The organism is Rubinisphaera margarita, assembly GCF_022267515.1.
GTDB classification, from domain to species: Bacteria; Planctomycetota; Planctomycetia; order Planctomycetales; family Planctomycetaceae; genus Rubinisphaera; species Rubinisphaera margarita.
This window is the reverse complement of the sequence record NZ_JAKFGB010000009.1, coordinates 197,869-212,124: the sequence shown is the minus strand read 5'-3', so window position 1 is coordinate 212,124 and position 14,256 is coordinate 197,869. Positions and strand designations below refer to the sequence as shown.

General features: G+C 58.4%; 13 protein-coding genes. 8 read left to right on the top strand and 5 right to left on the bottom strand.

From position 1 onward, the window contains the following. Positions 1 to 17 precede the first annotated feature (17 nt). Together L1A08_RS04190 and L1A08_RS04185 are read right to left on the bottom strand one after the other, a co-directional pair. The gene (locus tag L1A08_RS04190) at positions 18 to 887 is read right to left on the bottom strand and encodes an alpha/beta hydrolase (protein WP_238754550.1); all 870 of its coding nucleotides are present in this window, start codon (positions 885 to 887) and stop codon (positions 18 to 20) included. 150 nt (positions 888 to 1,037) lie between these two features. After that, positions 1,038 to 1,526, bottom strand: a complete 489-nt coding sequence (locus L1A08_RS04185) for a hypothetical protein (protein ID WP_238754548.1) — start codon at positions 1,524 to 1,526, stop codon at positions 1,038 to 1,040. Between the two features lie 498 nt (positions 1,527 to 2,024). Between L1A08_RS04185 and gatB the strand changes: the two genes are divergently transcribed. Next, complete coding sequence (gene gatB, locus L1A08_RS04180) at positions 2,025 to 3,515, top strand: Asp-tRNA(Asn)/Glu-tRNA(Gln) amidotransferase subunit GatB (protein ID WP_238754546.1); 1,491 nt, start codon at positions 2,025 to 2,027, stop codon at positions 3,513 to 3,515. Positions 3,516 to 3,744: 229 nt separating this feature from the next. On the opposite strand, the gene L1A08_RS04175 is transcribed toward gatB, so the two are convergent. Beyond that, positions 3,745 to 4,521: a type III pantothenate kinase gene (locus tag L1A08_RS04175; protein ID WP_238754544.1), complete on the bottom strand. Its 777-nt coding sequence runs from the start codon at positions 4,519 to 4,521 to the stop codon at positions 3,745 to 3,747. A 143-nt stretch (positions 4,522 to 4,664) separates the two neighbouring features. Here L1A08_RS04175 and L1A08_RS04170 point away from each other — a divergent pair, with 143 nt between their 5' ends. Then, a complete protein-coding gene (locus L1A08_RS04170; protein ID WP_238754542.1) occupies positions 4,665 to 4,952 on the top strand; it encodes a putative quinol monooxygenase in 288 nt (95 codons plus the stop codon). Between the two features lie 19 nt (positions 4,953 to 4,971). On the opposite strand, the gene L1A08_RS04165 is transcribed toward L1A08_RS04170, so the two are convergent. After that, on the bottom strand, positions 4,972 to 6,291 hold the full coding sequence (locus tag L1A08_RS04165) for a Gfo/Idh/MocA family protein (RefSeq protein ID WP_238754540.1): 1,320 nt from the start codon (positions 6,289 to 6,291) through the stop codon (positions 4,972 to 4,974). Positions 6,292 to 6,537: 246 nt separating this feature from the next. Between L1A08_RS04165 and L1A08_RS04160 the strand changes: the two genes are divergently transcribed. The 6 genes from L1A08_RS04160 (at position 6,538) to L1A08_RS04135 (ending at position 11,943) form a co-directional block, all read left to right on the top strand. After that, complete coding sequence (locus L1A08_RS04160; protein ID WP_238754538.1) at positions 6,538 to 7,356, top strand: sugar phosphate isomerase/epimerase family protein; 819 nt, start codon at positions 6,538 to 6,540, stop codon at positions 7,354 to 7,356. 38 nt (positions 7,357 to 7,394) lie between these two features. Next, complete coding sequence (locus tag L1A08_RS04155) at positions 7,395 to 7,847, top strand: RbsD/FucU family protein (protein WP_238754536.1); 453 nt, start codon at positions 7,395 to 7,397, stop codon at positions 7,845 to 7,847. Further along, positions 7,847 to 8,266, top strand: coding sequence for an ASCH domain-containing protein (locus tag L1A08_RS04150; RefSeq protein ID WP_238754533.1), 420 nt, complete (start codon positions 7,847 to 7,849; stop codon positions 8,264 to 8,266). The genes L1A08_RS04155 and L1A08_RS04150 overlap by 1 nt, the downstream gene beginning before the upstream one ends. A gap of 351 nt (positions 8,267 to 8,617) precedes the next feature. Next, positions 8,618 to 10,000 carry an NRAMP family divalent metal transporter gene (locus L1A08_RS04145; RefSeq protein WP_238754531.1) on the top strand — a complete coding sequence of 461 codons (1,383 nt, stop codon included), beginning with the start codon at positions 8,618 to 8,620 and terminating at the stop codon, positions 9,998 to 10,000. A 143-nt stretch (positions 10,001 to 10,143) separates the two neighbouring features. After that, positions 10,144 to 11,328, top strand: coding sequence for a glycine C-acetyltransferase (locus L1A08_RS04140; protein ID WP_238754528.1), 1,185 nt, complete (start codon positions 10,144 to 10,146; stop codon positions 11,326 to 11,328). Positions 11,329 to 11,589: 261 nt separating this feature from the next. Next, positions 11,590 to 11,943: a hypothetical protein gene (locus L1A08_RS04135; protein WP_238754526.1), complete on the top strand. Its 354-nt coding sequence runs from the start codon at positions 11,590 to 11,592 to the stop codon at positions 11,941 to 11,943. 256 nt (positions 11,944 to 12,199) lie between these two features. Here L1A08_RS04135 and ilvB read toward each other — a convergent pair whose 3' ends face one another. Beyond that, a complete protein-coding gene (ilvB, locus tag L1A08_RS04130; protein ID WP_238754524.1) occupies positions 12,200 to 13,984 on the bottom strand; it encodes a biosynthetic-type acetolactate synthase large subunit in 1,785 nt (594 codons plus the stop codon). Positions 13,985 to 14,256: the final 272 nt, after the last annotated feature.

Below are 14,256 nucleotides of genomic sequence, written 5' to 3'. Positions count from 1 at the left end.
CCCTCCTCGCCAGCGGTTTACTTCGCCGCCTTCAGATGCGTCTCCAGAAACTTCGCGACCTTGTCCCGATACGCTTTCGTGAAATGGGCATCTCCCCCGTGGCCACCCCCTTCGACGACTTCGAGCGTCACGTCGAGATCCAGCGTCCGGTATTCCTCCTCGAGCCGCTGTGACTGATCGAGGTACACCGTCTTGTCCTGATCGCCATGAATGATCAGCAGCGGAGCTGCCTCGTCGGACACATGAAAGGCCGGGCTCGCGCGGCGGGCCAGGTCGAGGTCCGCGCTGGCCGGCGTTCCGAGCAGCAGGCCGACCGGGGAATCGGGCTTCTCGGTTTTGTGTGGCTGGTTCTTTGAGCGAAGCACGAAGTCGGTCGGGCCGTAATAGTCGACCACCGCCTGCACCGTCGAGTCCTGCGCCAGATTGCCGCCGACGGTTCCCTCGAACTCCTCGTCCCCACCGGTCACGCCGAGAAAGACCGCAAGATAGCCCCCCGCCGAAGTCCCGGCGACGCCGATCCGTTTCGCGTTGTAGCCATACTCCCCGGCATGCTCCCGCAGCCACCGCACCGCGGCCTTGCAGTCGTGAACCTGAGCCGGAAACACCGCCTTGTCGGTCAGCCGATAGCTGATACTCGCGACGGCGAACCCATGATCCGTCAGCCAGGGCGTGAGACACCGCTTGTGCGACCCGTTCCGCCACCCGCCCCCATGAATAAACACCACCAGCGGCGGATCCGTCGCGTCCTTCGGAAGATAAAGATCGAGCTTCAACTCGTGCGAGTTGACGGTGGCAAAGGTGATGTCCTTGAGCGGCGGAGCGGCGATGGTGGGTTGTGAAGTCATGGAGCAGGCCAGAAGGACTGCGAGTAAGACGGACTTTTTCATGGCGATTCTCATTTGTGCGTGTGGATCTTGTGATTCCGGTAGATGTTTTATGCGAGTTTGAACTACCCACATCATCGTTTAGAGCTGAGAAGCATGGCAGGAGCTTCACCCCCCCACTTGTTTTGTGGCCTCTAAAATCAGCTAACCGGCCTATATTGGGTTCTTTGTCCACGTATACTTGTCTGAATTAATTGACGGTTCTGTCGTCGAGAAACCCAGCCAACGCCCTTCCAGCTTCTTGGAACTGACAATTCTCAACTGAAACGCTCCTCGGTACCCATGTCGATCATTGGGGTTATACCATATTCCCGTGATGTAATTTCCTTCAATCTTTCCCGTCATGACGTACCGCTCGTCAAGAGCTGCATAGTCTGCATAGCAATGATCGTGGAGCTGATAAATTCTTGCAGTCTTGTGACGATCATTTGTATTGGGAAAATTCTTGCTGCTGCTCTCCCAGTAAACGTCCCATTCGCCACGCAAATTGGGTGGGTTAGCGCGAAATATGCCTCTAACCGGTGTCCAGTTAAGCCCTTTGATTATCTTGGGATAGATCCTCATGTCCAAGATAAACCGAAGAATGATGCCTATCAACAGCGGGCTGGCACCAATAAGTAGTGATAACCAGTCGATGCTCATGGTATTTCCTTGTGAATTACGCCAATGCAAAAACCGGTACGATCGGACGATTTATACTCATCACCACCGGTACTCCTATGGCTGTATTGCTTATGCTGGTGACAACATTCGGCCTGGGATAGCACATCGGGACCATCTAGGGAATGCGTTGCAACAATCGTTCACTCCGAGCGGACGCCAGCATGCATCTTTGCCAAAGATCTCATATTCGATCACACTGTTTCGCCGAGCTCAAGCCTCGGCGACCGTTGAAGCCTTCGAGACCGTCCTTTTCTCAACAAAGCGCTTATTCGTCGGTAGCCAGCTTGCACGAAACAGTAGGAATGGGTTTTCGTTTCGAATCGTGTCTCTAGAATGACGATTGCACATCGCTAAGCGGCGGAACTGCGGAGATCGCGGAACCCGGCCCAGCCGCCGCTCGGTTGCCCGCGCTCCCCGTCGCGATCTAAACTGACGGGCGATTCCTGCTCGAATTCCCTGTGAAAATGCCCTGAGAATATGTCAGATTACAAGCTTGTCATCGGTCTCGAAGTTCACGTTCAGTTGCTGACGGAGACGAAGCTCTTCAGCGGCTGCATCAATCGCTTCAACCCGGATGCTCCCAATACGCAGACTGATCCGGTCACCATCGGCCTGCCGGGGACGTTGCCGGTGATGAACCGCAAGGCGTTTCGGCTCGCCGTGCGTTCGGCGATGGCACTGAACTGCGAGATTGCCCGCTTCACCAAATGGGATCGCAAGCAGTACTTCTACCCCGACCTGCCGAAGGGGTATCAGATCAGCCAGTACGATCTTCCGTTCAGCAGCAACGGGTATCTCGACGTCGAGACCGATCTGTCGCCCGAGAAGAAACGGGTGCGAATTAACCGCGTCCATCTCGAAGAAGACGCCGGCAAGAACATGCACGATGAATCGGGCCGCGGCGGCGACAGCCTGGTCGACCTGAACCGGGCCGGCACGCCGCTGCTGGAGATTGTTTCCGAGCCGGACATGAACTCGGCCTTCGAAGCCCGGAAGTATCTTGAAGAGCTGCGTCTGCTGATGACCTATCTCGGCGTCTCCGACTGCAACATGCAGGAGGGGAGCCTCCGCTGCGATGCCAACGTGAACCTGCACATTCCGCAGGAAGACGGTTCGGTCATCGCCACGCCGATTGTCGAGATCAAGAACATGAACAGCATCCGCGGCGTCGAGGCGGCCATTCAGCACGAAAGCACGCGGCAGTTCAAGCACTGGCAGAAGACCGGCGAACGTTTCGGCGATGTCGCCAAGCAGACTCGCGGCTGGGACGCCGACAAGGGGACCACGTTCGCTCAGCGGGGCAAGGAAGAAGCCTCCGACTACCGCTACTTCCCGGATCCCGATCTGGTGCCGATTACGGTCGACGACACTTTTCTGGCCGAGATCCGCAACGAACTGGTCGAGTTCCCCTCGCTCAAGAAGCAGCGGTTCGAGTCGGAATATCAGCTGTCGGCCTACGATGCCAACGTGATTGTCGACCAGGGCCGCGAGTACGCCGAGTATTACGAAACCGTGGCCCGCACCTGCGGCGACGGCAAACAGGCCGCCAACTGGGTGACGCAGGACGTTCAACGCGAGTTGAATGACCGTGGCCTGACGATCGGTCAGTTCTGGATTCCAGCCGAGGTGCTCGGAACACTTCTCGGGAAGATCGTCTCCGGCGACCTGACGAACAAGGGCGGCCGCGAAGTCTTCGCCGAGTTCCTCGCTCACCCCGACTCCACTCCCGTGGTGGAAGACGTCGACCGGATCATCGATGAGAAGGGCCTGAAGCCGGTGACCGATACCGGAGCCATCGAAGCGATCGTCGATGGCGTCCTCGACCGCAATCAGAAGATTGTCGACGATGTCAAAGGCGGCAAACAACAGGCCGTCGGCCCGCTGATCGGCCAGGTGATGAAGGAACTCAAAGGCGCGGACCCGAAAACCGTTCGCCAGACCCTTCTCGATCGGATTGCCGCGAGGTAAGGAAATCGCCAGCGAACACGAGTTCCCTCGCCCCCTGAGGAGAGGGCCAGAGTGAAATGCGGGTTCCATGCTTTGGGAGCCCTCGATTTCAATCCACCGCGATACTGGCTCGGAAAGCCGAGCTTAGTCTAGTCGGTCGGCGATCAGGTTTGTTGCCGCGACCGAAGTTGAGTGAAGCAGAGATCGTCTACTATGGTGGAACGCGCAATCCGCGTCTGCGCAGCGGTCCCTACGGGAGTTGACTGGCGATGTGGGCGAGTCCCTGGAGGGTTAATTGCGGGCGTTCGCGAACGGTCTTGCCGAGGTGGTCTTTCAGGAGCGGGGCTGCTCCGCCGGTGAGGTAAATCGCCGGGTCTGAAGCCGAGTCGTAATGCAGTTCGGCGGTGATTCGCTGCACGATTTCGTTCACGGCTCCGACGTGTCCCCAAATGAGTCCACTGCGGAGGGCGGCGTACGTGTTCTTTCCGATCACTTCCGGGGTGTCGCCGAGAATGTCTTTCAGCGGAATGAGGGGGAGCTTGTTGGTGTAGTCGTGCAGAGCATGCGCGGAAAGTTCATAGCCCGGCAGGATCGCGCCGCCGAGAAACACCCCGGCTTCGGAAACGACATCGATTGTGGTGGCGGTGCCGGAGTCGATGACAATCGCCGGGACGCCTGGCTGTTCGCAGCGAGCGGCCAACGCATTGAGCACGCGATCGACGCCGACGAGATCGGGGGCATCGACCTGCAGTTCAATCGGAAGCTCGCGAGCCGAGCGGATCACTCGAGGCTGCGGCAGTTGATTCGGCCAGGCCTGCACAATTTCATCGATATGCCCGTAATGCGAGCCGGCAATCACGAACCGGTCGAATGTAAGGTTCTGCAGGAGAGTCGGAGAGAAGGGGCGATCGTAGTTCCAGACGACGGTCTGCAGTGGTTCAGGGAGTGCTGTATCAGACGCGCGTTTCAGCAGCGCGAACTTGGCCCGCGTATTGCCGACATCGGCGGCCAGAATGGACTCGGTCACAGGACGCTCCGCTGGAACTCTGAAATTCAGCGCAGTACAGTGCGCCGGAAAGTTCCGTTTTAGCGGGGACGGCTGGCATTTTCCACGCCTCTCCAACCGATGCTGCCCTCAAGAGAGTCCACTGATACCCCGGAGACGTCGGAATGTTTTGTATCAATGTCGTGCTGCGAGTCCACGAAGCCGGTCGCGTGGAAGAAATGCAGGAACTGCTCCGCCAGGCCGGCCGCCTTTCGCGGCAGGAGCCCGGTTGCGTTCGCTTCGAAGTCTACCACGACCAGAACGATCCGCAGAACTTCCTGCTCAGCGAGCACTGGGAGACGAAGGAAGCCTGGGAAGTTCACAAGACAGCCGAGGCGTTCACCACGATTTACCAGCCGCAGGTTCTGCCGCACGTCGATCGCACGCCATACTTCTGCGGGCTGGTTGAGTGAATCGCGTCTGTGCCGGAGATCAGGTCTGGACTTCCCAGCCGGACCGGTAATCTTTGTGCACGAACTGGGAGGCTTCCGGGGCGTTCGTCGCTTTCAGGCTGGCCGCATCCCACTGCAGCTCTTTGCCCGTGCGGAAGGCGACCGGTCCGAGAAGAACGGTTTCGGTCAGGCGTCCGGAGTAGCGGAACGGACAGGTCGTGGGGGTGCCGTTCTTAATGGCGTTCGTCCATTCGACCCAGTGTCCGACCGAAGCGGGGATCGTTTCTTCCGGCGGCTTCACATCGGCAAACTTATCGCCGGGCAGCAGCTGACGCTGCGAGTAATTCGCGGCCAGCATGCCTTTCGTGCCGACATAGAGCACGCCGATGCCCCATCCCGAAAGCGGCTTGCCGTTTGCATCGGTGGTGTTGGCAACCATGTCGTGATGCTTGCCGCCATCGGACCAGTAAAGCTTCAGAGCAGGGCGTCCCTTGATGGCCGGGAAGTCGTATTCCGCCTGACACCAGGTCGGGCAACCATCCGGATGAACCTCGGGACCGTTGGCTTTGACGCGCGTGGGGTGAGTCAACTCCAGTCCCCAGAAGCTCAGGTCCATGATGTGGCAACCCATGTCGCCGAACGTGCCCATGCCGAAGTCCCAGAATCGTCGCCAGTTGGACGGATGGACGTTCGGGGAATAAGGCCGTTTCTTCGCGGGTCCGAGGAACAGATCCCAGTCGACGTGAGCCGGGATCGGCTTGTCCCAGGCGACATACCGGCCTTCCGACCAGCCTTTGTTGCACCAGTGATAAACCTCGGTGACCTCGCCAATGACTTTCGACTGCAGCAGTTCCACCACGCGGCGATAGTTGTCGCTGGCGTGGATCTGCGTTCCCATTTGCGTGGCGACACCGGTTTCTTCAGCCTTCTCGGCAATGGCACGGGCTTCGGCCACGGTATGCGTGAGCGGCTTCTCGCAGTAGACCGGCTTCTTCAGATCAAGGGCCCGAATAGTGGCCGGTGCGTGGCTGTGATCGGCAGTCGACACGACCACGGCATCGACGTGCTGAGCTTCTTTGTCGAGCATGTCGCGGTAGTCGCGATACTGACGGGCCTGGGAATGCGTTTCGGCCGCTTTGCCGAGCAGGTTTGCATCGATATCGCAGAGGACGGCGATGTTCTCGTGAGTGAGCTGGGTAACGTTGTGCCACCCTTTGTGACCGCAACCAATGATCGCCAGGTTGAGCTTCTCGTTCGGAGAAGCGGAGGCCCGGGCGGGGAGTCCGGAGACGAATAACCCTGCGCTGAGGGCTCCCGTGGTTTGTAGAAACTGACGACGGTTCTGAGTCACGCGCTTCATGACGAGCTTTCCTCCAACTGGGGATGAGGGGCAGGAAGGTCCTCTACGGGATATGAGCGGACTTTGAGTATGCCAAAGCCGCCCGCCATTCACAATCGAGTCGGCTGATCCAATCGCGGGTTGTCTTGTCGATCGAGCGCGGGCATGTCAACATAACCGTATTCCCTGAATGAATTCGATCGCGGAAAATCTCATCGCGTCTACCGAAGTGGACCAATGGGGCCGCCAATGGTATGGAGCAGACCCATGATTCGTTTTGCAGTCACAGTCAGTCTTGTTGAACAGGCTCGTGGTGGTCCGTTCGTGTATTGGGACGATCTCGCAGCCGCTTTCCACGAAGCCAAAGAGCTCGGCTACGACGCCATCGAGATTTTCGCTCCCTCCGCGACGCATGTTGACCGCACCGAATTGCGGCAACTCATTCAGGACACCGGTCTGCAGGTCGCGGCTGTTGGAACGGGAGCCGGCATGGTCGTGCATCAGTTGCATCTCTGCGATGCCGACGAGTCGCGTCGCAACAAGGCGATCGGCTTCATCAGCGACATCATCGAATGGGGAGCCGAGTTCAACGCTCCAGCCATCATCGGCTCGATGCAGGGACGTTTCGACAAAGCCGAAGGCAAAGAAGCATCGTTGCGTCGTCTCAGCGATGCTCTGAAAACGCTGGGCAAGCACGCGGCCGATCGGGGCGTGCCGCTGATTTATGAACCGCTCAACCGGTACGAAACCAATCTGTTCAACAAGCTGGCCGATGCCGCCGAGTTTCTGAAGCAGGAGAAGATTGAGAACGTCGTCCTGCTCGCCGACCTGTTCCACATGAACATTGAAGAGAGCAATCTCGCCGATGCATTCCGGGCGGCTGGAAAGCTGACCGGGCATATTCACTTTGTCGATTCGAATCGTCAGGCGGCTGGGTTTGGGCATCTCGACTTCGAGCCGATTGTCGAGGCTCTGAACGAGATCGGCTACGATGGCTACATCTCCGCCGAAGCGTTTCCGATTCCCGATCCATCGGCCACGGCTCGCCAGACCATCAAACGGTATCGCGAACTCTTCCCCCGTTGAAACCGGGGCGGTCGCCCCTGATCTCGAAAGACACCACCATGCTCAAGCATCAGCTGATTCACCCGGAAATCAATGCCATCATCGGCCGAGCCGGACATCACAGCAAGATTCTGATCGCCGATGGCAACTACCCGGCGTCGTCCACTCTCGGGCCGAACGCCGAACTGATCTCGTTGAATTTGTCGCCCGGCTTGGTGACGGTCTCGCAGGTGTTGAAGGCGATCCTGTCCGCCGTGCCGATCGATATCGTGAACACGATGGGAATCCCGGCCGATGATCCGTATGCTGCAAAGGGAGATCCTCCGGTCTGGGACGAGTATCGCCAGATCCTGAAAGAGGCCGGTTCCAAGGTCGAGCTCGAGCCGATTCAGAAGTGGGATTTCTACGAAGCCGTTGCTTCGCGCGATCTGGTGCTGACGATCCAGACTGCGGACCAGGCTCTCTGGGCCAACCTGTTGCTATCCATCGGTGTTCGTCAGCCAGGGGAGTAATGAACTTGGAACTCGATCGGGAACGGATCGCACTGGGAATTCGGCAACCGTGGGCAGAATTGATTCTGCAGGGACGGAAGACGATTGAAGTCCGTTCCCGGCCCACGAATGTTCGGGGCCCGATCTATATCTACACGTCGCAGAAGATCTCCCGCGATCCGTTGGCGCGGGAGTCGATCGAACGGTTTGGACTCGATCCTTCGAAGCTGGTCTATGGGCGAATCATCGGCGAAGTCACCATCGCGGACTGCCGCCGCTCCGACTCGGACGACTCCGACGCCTCCTGCATTCCGACGTCCGCACTGCAAAACCACTTCGCCTGGGAACTGACGAACCCGGTCCGCTTTGAAGAACCCCAGCTCCCCAAGTTTCTTCCGTACGGCGTCTGGTTCTATCCGTTTCGTCGCAAGACGACGTAGATCCGCACTCGGACACGCCGATCGAGTCTCTCTTCAGGGATCGGCGTTCTCGCGAACCGAAGCAAGGCCGGCGAGTTCTGCCTGTTCCGCGTCCGCATCACAGACGCGCCCAGTCCACACGTGTAGACTTACTGAACACGGATCAACTCGCCCGACTTCCCCAAGCGGTCCCGGTTGCTTTCCACGATTTCGGCCGCTGATACTTGCATCCCGGCAGCGTCGAGAACATGCTGGTCACTACGGGGTCTGCGCTCTCCCCACGTTCATTCCCCGCCGCGGTTGACGTGATCCGTCAATCGCTCAATCATCGATCCTCCACAAGGATAGATCCCTCCTACAGAAAGTGCCGGTATGCAAGGTTCTCGGAAGGTACTCAGCCGTTTCGGTCCCGCCATCATCGTTGCGGCTGTGGTCCTCGGACCCGGGAGTATTCTCACCAGTTCAAAAGTCGGCTGTGAGTTCGGCTATTCTCTCATCTGGGTCATTCTCGCGGCTGGTCTGCTGATGATCGGAGCCACCGCTCTCTCGGCTCGCCTCGGAGCCACGCTCGATCACACCCCCTGCCAGGAACTCGCGAAAAGCCTGGGGCGACCGGTTTCGGTTTTCATTGGCGCGGTGCTCTTCTTTGTTGTCGCCGCGTTTCAGTCCAGCAATAACATCGCCGTCGTCGCCGCGTTGGATCCGCTGCTGCCGCAGGAATCCGAGACGCTTTCGGCTGGCCAACTGAATGCCATGAAGGCGGGACTGCTCATCCTGCTTAATCTAGTCGTGGTCGCCGCTCTGTACGGATTGAGCAAACTCTACCAGCGTCTTGAACAGCTGATGATCTCGCTGATGCTGCTGATGATTATCGGCTTTGGAATCAACCTGCTCTTCGCCCGCCCTTCCCCGGTCGGCATCGCTCAGGGGTTGATCCCCAGTATTCCGGGCGGAAGCGACGTGAGCAGCGAATCTCTGCTCGCCGTTCTCGGACTGATCGGAACGACGTTCTCCATCGCCGGCGCCTTCTACCAGGCGTACCTCGTGAAGGAAAAAGGGTGGACGAAGAATGAGCTCAACATTGGGCTCATGGATACCATCACCGGAATCACGGCTCTCGGCCTGACGACGATTATGATTATGTCGACCTCGGCAGCCGTGCTGCATGGAAAGATTGATCCGTCGCAGCTGCAATCGGTCACCGATGTCGCCAAACAGCTGCAGCCGCTCTTCGGAGAATGGGCCGCCTATCTGTTTGTCGCCGGCATCTTCGCCGGAGCCTTCAGCTCGTTCTTCGTGAACGCGACCATCGGCGGCGTGCTGCTTTCCGATGGACTTGGACTGGGAGCATCGCTCGATCAGAAATGGCCGAAGCTGTTTACCGTCCTCGCACTGACAGCCGGAATGGCCGTGGCGCTCGCCATGGTGCTGGCCGACTGGAATCGGGTCGCGCTGATTATTGTCGCTCAGGCGATGACGGTTCTCGGCGGTCCTGTGCTGGCCGCTTCGCTGCTGTATCTGGCTCTGTCAAAGGGATATCGGGAACGTGTCAAAGCCCCGGCCTGGATGGTCACTCTGATGATCCTCGGTTTCATCTTCGTGAGCATCGTTGCCGTGCAGACGGCTCGGAATGTCGCCCAGAAAGTGCAGACGGAATTCCTCTCACCAGCCGTGGTCGAGGAACCCGAAGTTGAAGAACCGCAACTGGAACAACCGCTGCTGCCGACTCCGGATCCCGTGGGAACTACCGAGTAATCAAGTGGATGTCGCACTGAGCAGGAATGACAGTGTCAAAGCCAGTGCCACCCGACGGAAGCGCGGGCCGGCGGTGCGAGTGCCATCCGGAGTGAGACAACCGGAGAAGTCGGCTTGCTGGCTTCGATCAGGGAGGTGAGTCGATGTCACAGAACTTTCTGAATCACATTGAGGCTCAGCTCGAAGAGATTCGGGACGCCGGGTTGTATAAGACCGAACGGATCATCGACTCGCCGCAGCAGATGCAGATCGATGTCGGCGGGACTTCGGTGCTGAACCTGTGCGCGAACAACTACCTCGGCCTCTCCGATCATCCCGACATCGTGCGGGCCGCCCAGGAGGCGTTGACCCGCTGGGGTTACGGTCTCTCCTCGGTCCGTTTCATCTGCGGCACGCAGAGCATTCACAAGCATCTCGAAGATAAGCTCAGCGAGTTTCTCGGCACCGAGGACACGATCCTCTATACGTCGTGCTTCGATGCCAACGGCGGTCTGTTTGAAACTCTGCTCACGGCTGAAGACGCGATCATTTCCGATGCCCTCAATCACGCCAGCATCATTGATGGAATTCGCCTCTGCAAAGCTCAGCGATACCGTTACGCCAACAACGACATGGCCGATCTGGAGAAGCAGTTGCAGGCCGCTCAGTCCGCGCGGTTCCGCCTGATCGCAACAGATGGCGTGTTCTCCATGGATGGCACCATCGCGAAACTCGACGAGATCTGCGACCTCGCCGATCGCTATGAAGCCCTCGTGATGGTCGACGATTCTCACGCCGTCGGTTTTATGGGAGAGCAGGGGAGAGGGACCCACGAGCACCTTGGGGTGATGGATCGCATCGACATTCTGACCGGCACACTCGGGAAAGCTTTGGGCGGGGCGAGCGGCGGTTATACATCCGGTCGGGGAAAGATCGTTGAACTTCTCCGGCAGCGATCGCGGCCGTATCTGTTCTCGAACTCGGTCGCTCCGCCAATTGTCGCCACCTCAATCACGGCACTCGACCTGCTCACGACATCGACTGAACTGCGCGACCGGCTGATGGAGAACACACGCTACTTCCGCGAACAGATGCAGCAACTCGGCTTCACCATCGTCGCCGGGGAACATCCGATTGTCCCAGTCATGCTTGGCGAAGCAGTTCTCGCGACGCAAATGGCCGAGCTTCTACTGGCCCGCGGTATCTATGTGATTGGCTTTTCCTATCCGGTGGTGCCGAAAGGACAGGCTCGGATTCGCACGCAGGTCTCCGCTGCCCATTCCCGAGAGGACCTCGATTTCGCCATCAAACAGTTCGGTGAAGTCGGCCGGTTACTGCAGATCATTTGAGACAAGTCGGTTCCCCGGAGAGCCTCTTCGGCGGGAACCCGATTACGCCGATCCTGTCCTGAGCTCTTCGACACGCACAACGGTTGTGGACAACGGTTGTAACGACGGTCATTGTTATTGCAGTCCCGCCAGTCCTGCCTGCCGCGCCATGCCGACAGAACGATTGCGGGATTTGGGCGAAGAATTTCGTGAGAACAGTAGGCTGCCCGATGGTCCCCTGTCGATTTCCTTGATAGAGAAAAAGGAAATATCGACTATCGGATGGGACTCACATTGATGCGGGATGCCAGTCTCGAAGCAACGACGGTTCGTGTTCAATGCAACCGGCGGAAGCACTCTGCCAGAAACCAGCGGTTTCTCAACTGGCATCCCATTGTCCTGGAGGAACAGGCGATGAAAGACTTCGCCCCACAAGACGACAACACGTGCTACGACTATTTTGGCACGAGCGGTATGACGGAACTCGACGCCGGTCTGGTACAGCAGATCCGCTACGTTCCGCTGCCACCGACGGAAACCGGCTACCGACGTGACAACGCGCACGCCAAACTGAAAAGCCCGAAGTTCCTGAGCGCCACGCCGTCTCACAACTTCACGGAAATGTATCTGGGCTAGAAACCACAGCTCTCTTCCGTCCGGTTGAGAGAGAACGAATTGCGATTGAATAAAGACTGAGCGCCGCCAGACTCTCCTCGATCCAACCGCGTACCTTCGGCTCTGGCAAACCTGCCGAAGGCCGCACAAGACGCCTCCGAGATTTCTCGGGGCGTCTTTTTTCGTGCGCCAACCACGAATTTCCGAGGTGGGGAAACGAAAAACGGCTGCGTCCCCTCAAAAGAGAACGCAGCCGTTGTCTGAATCCGTTGCCGATTTACTCGGTGATGATATCCCGCACGGTCTTGCCGCTCGGAATCATCGGCAGCACGTGCTCCTGATACGGGCAGATGACTTCGAGCAGATACGGACCCTCGTGATCGATCATGGTCTGAATGGCGGCTTCGAGATCTTTCTTCTCGCGAACCCGCTGGCCGGCGATGCCGTAGCCTTTGGCGATCGTCACGAAGTCGGGATAGATTTCATCGCCGACGATCCCTGTGCCGTCACCCAATGCTTCCGGCTTGTGAACCGGGCCGAGGTAAGTGTGGGCCCGGCGACCTTCCATGAACCGGTCTTCCCACTGCACCACCATGCCGAGGTGCTGGTTGTTGAGCAGCATCATCTTGACTGGCAGGTTCTCGCAGACGAGCGTTCCGAGTTCCTGAATATTCATCTGGAACGAGCCATCACCATCGATATCGATGACCAGTTCGTTCGGGTAAGCAGCCGCCACACCCATGGCCGCCGGCAAACCGAAGCCCATCGTGCCGAGTCCCGACGAACTCAGCCAGTGACGCGGCTCATCGAACTTGAAGTACTGAGCGGTCCACATCTGATGCTGACCGACACCGACGGCCACATACGGATTCCGTTCGCGGGTCATCTTCCACAGCGTCTGGATCGCATGCTGCTGCGGAATCTCGCTCTGGTAATCGGCGTACTTCAGCGGATAAGCCTCTTTCCAGCCTTTAATCTTCTCGTGCCAGGCGTCTGTCTCCGGGATATCCGAATCGCTCAGCGTCTCATTGAGACGGTGCAGGACCTGCTTCACATCGCCGACAACCGGAATGTGAGCTTCCTTGTTCTTGTGAATTTCGGAGGGATCGATATCGACGTGGACGATCTTTCCGTGCTTCGCGAACTCGTCCAGCTTGCCGGTTACTCGATCGTCGAAACGAACACCGAAGGCGAGCAGCAGGTCGGCTTCATCGATCGCCTTGTTGGCGTACACCGTACCGTGCATGCCCAGCATGTGCAGCGAAAGATCATGAGAGCCCGGAAACGCTCCCAGTCCCATCACGGTCATCGCGACCGGGATCTGAGCCTTCTCGGCGAACTTCTTCAGCTCTTCGGACGCACCGGAGAGAATACAGCCCCCACCGACATACAGAATCGGCTTCTTGGAACGACGAATCGCGGCGACGATCTGGTTGATCTGCTCGGTGGCGACATCCGGAAGTTCCGGACGATAACCGGGCAGATTCATTGGCGGATCGAGATCGACTTCGTCGGCCGGGAGTGCGTCGAGCTGAACGTCCTTCGGGAAGTCGATCAGAACCGGGCCAGGGCGTCCGGTCGTCGCGATGTGAAAGGCTTCCTTCACAATGCGGGCGACATCGTTGATGTTCGTGATCATGTAGTGATGTTTGGTGATGGCCCGACAGACTTCGACCATCGGCGTTTCCTGGAACGCATCGCTGCCGATCACGTTCTGGGTCACCTGACCGGTGATCGCGATCAGTGGCACACTGTCGAGCTTAGCATCGGCGATGGACGTCACCAGGTTCGTCGCCCCGGGGCCGCTGGTTGCCATACAGACACCAACAGTGTCGCTCGTCCGGGAGACACCCTGAGCGGCGAAGGCACCGCCCTGCTCATGTCGCGGCAGAATTGTGCGGATCTCGTCGCGGAATTTCCGGAGAGCCTGGTGCAGTGGCATGCTGGCCCCGCCCGGGTAGGCGAATACAAACTTGGCCTGCTGATGAATGAGCGCCTGAATCATGATTTCAGCGCCGTTCAATTGCGCCTGCCGTGTTTTGGTTTCTTCTGCTGTAGCCACAATTTCCACTTTCGATCATTCAGAAATACGGATGCAGGCCCCTGCGACATCCTTCAGAGAGCATCAGGTCGTCTGGCTGCGGTTAATGAGCATCACTCGGAAGTCATGCGATTGCTGCGCACCGCGATCGCTCGCGACCTTTTCTTGGAAGAGCATTGTATCCACAAAAGGTTCGACGTTCGAGGCAATAATTCAGAAAAGCGTATGAACCGCGGACCGGGCCCGTTCCAGCCTGCGTAGCCGGAACTCGCCTCCATGGCTGGACATAAGAC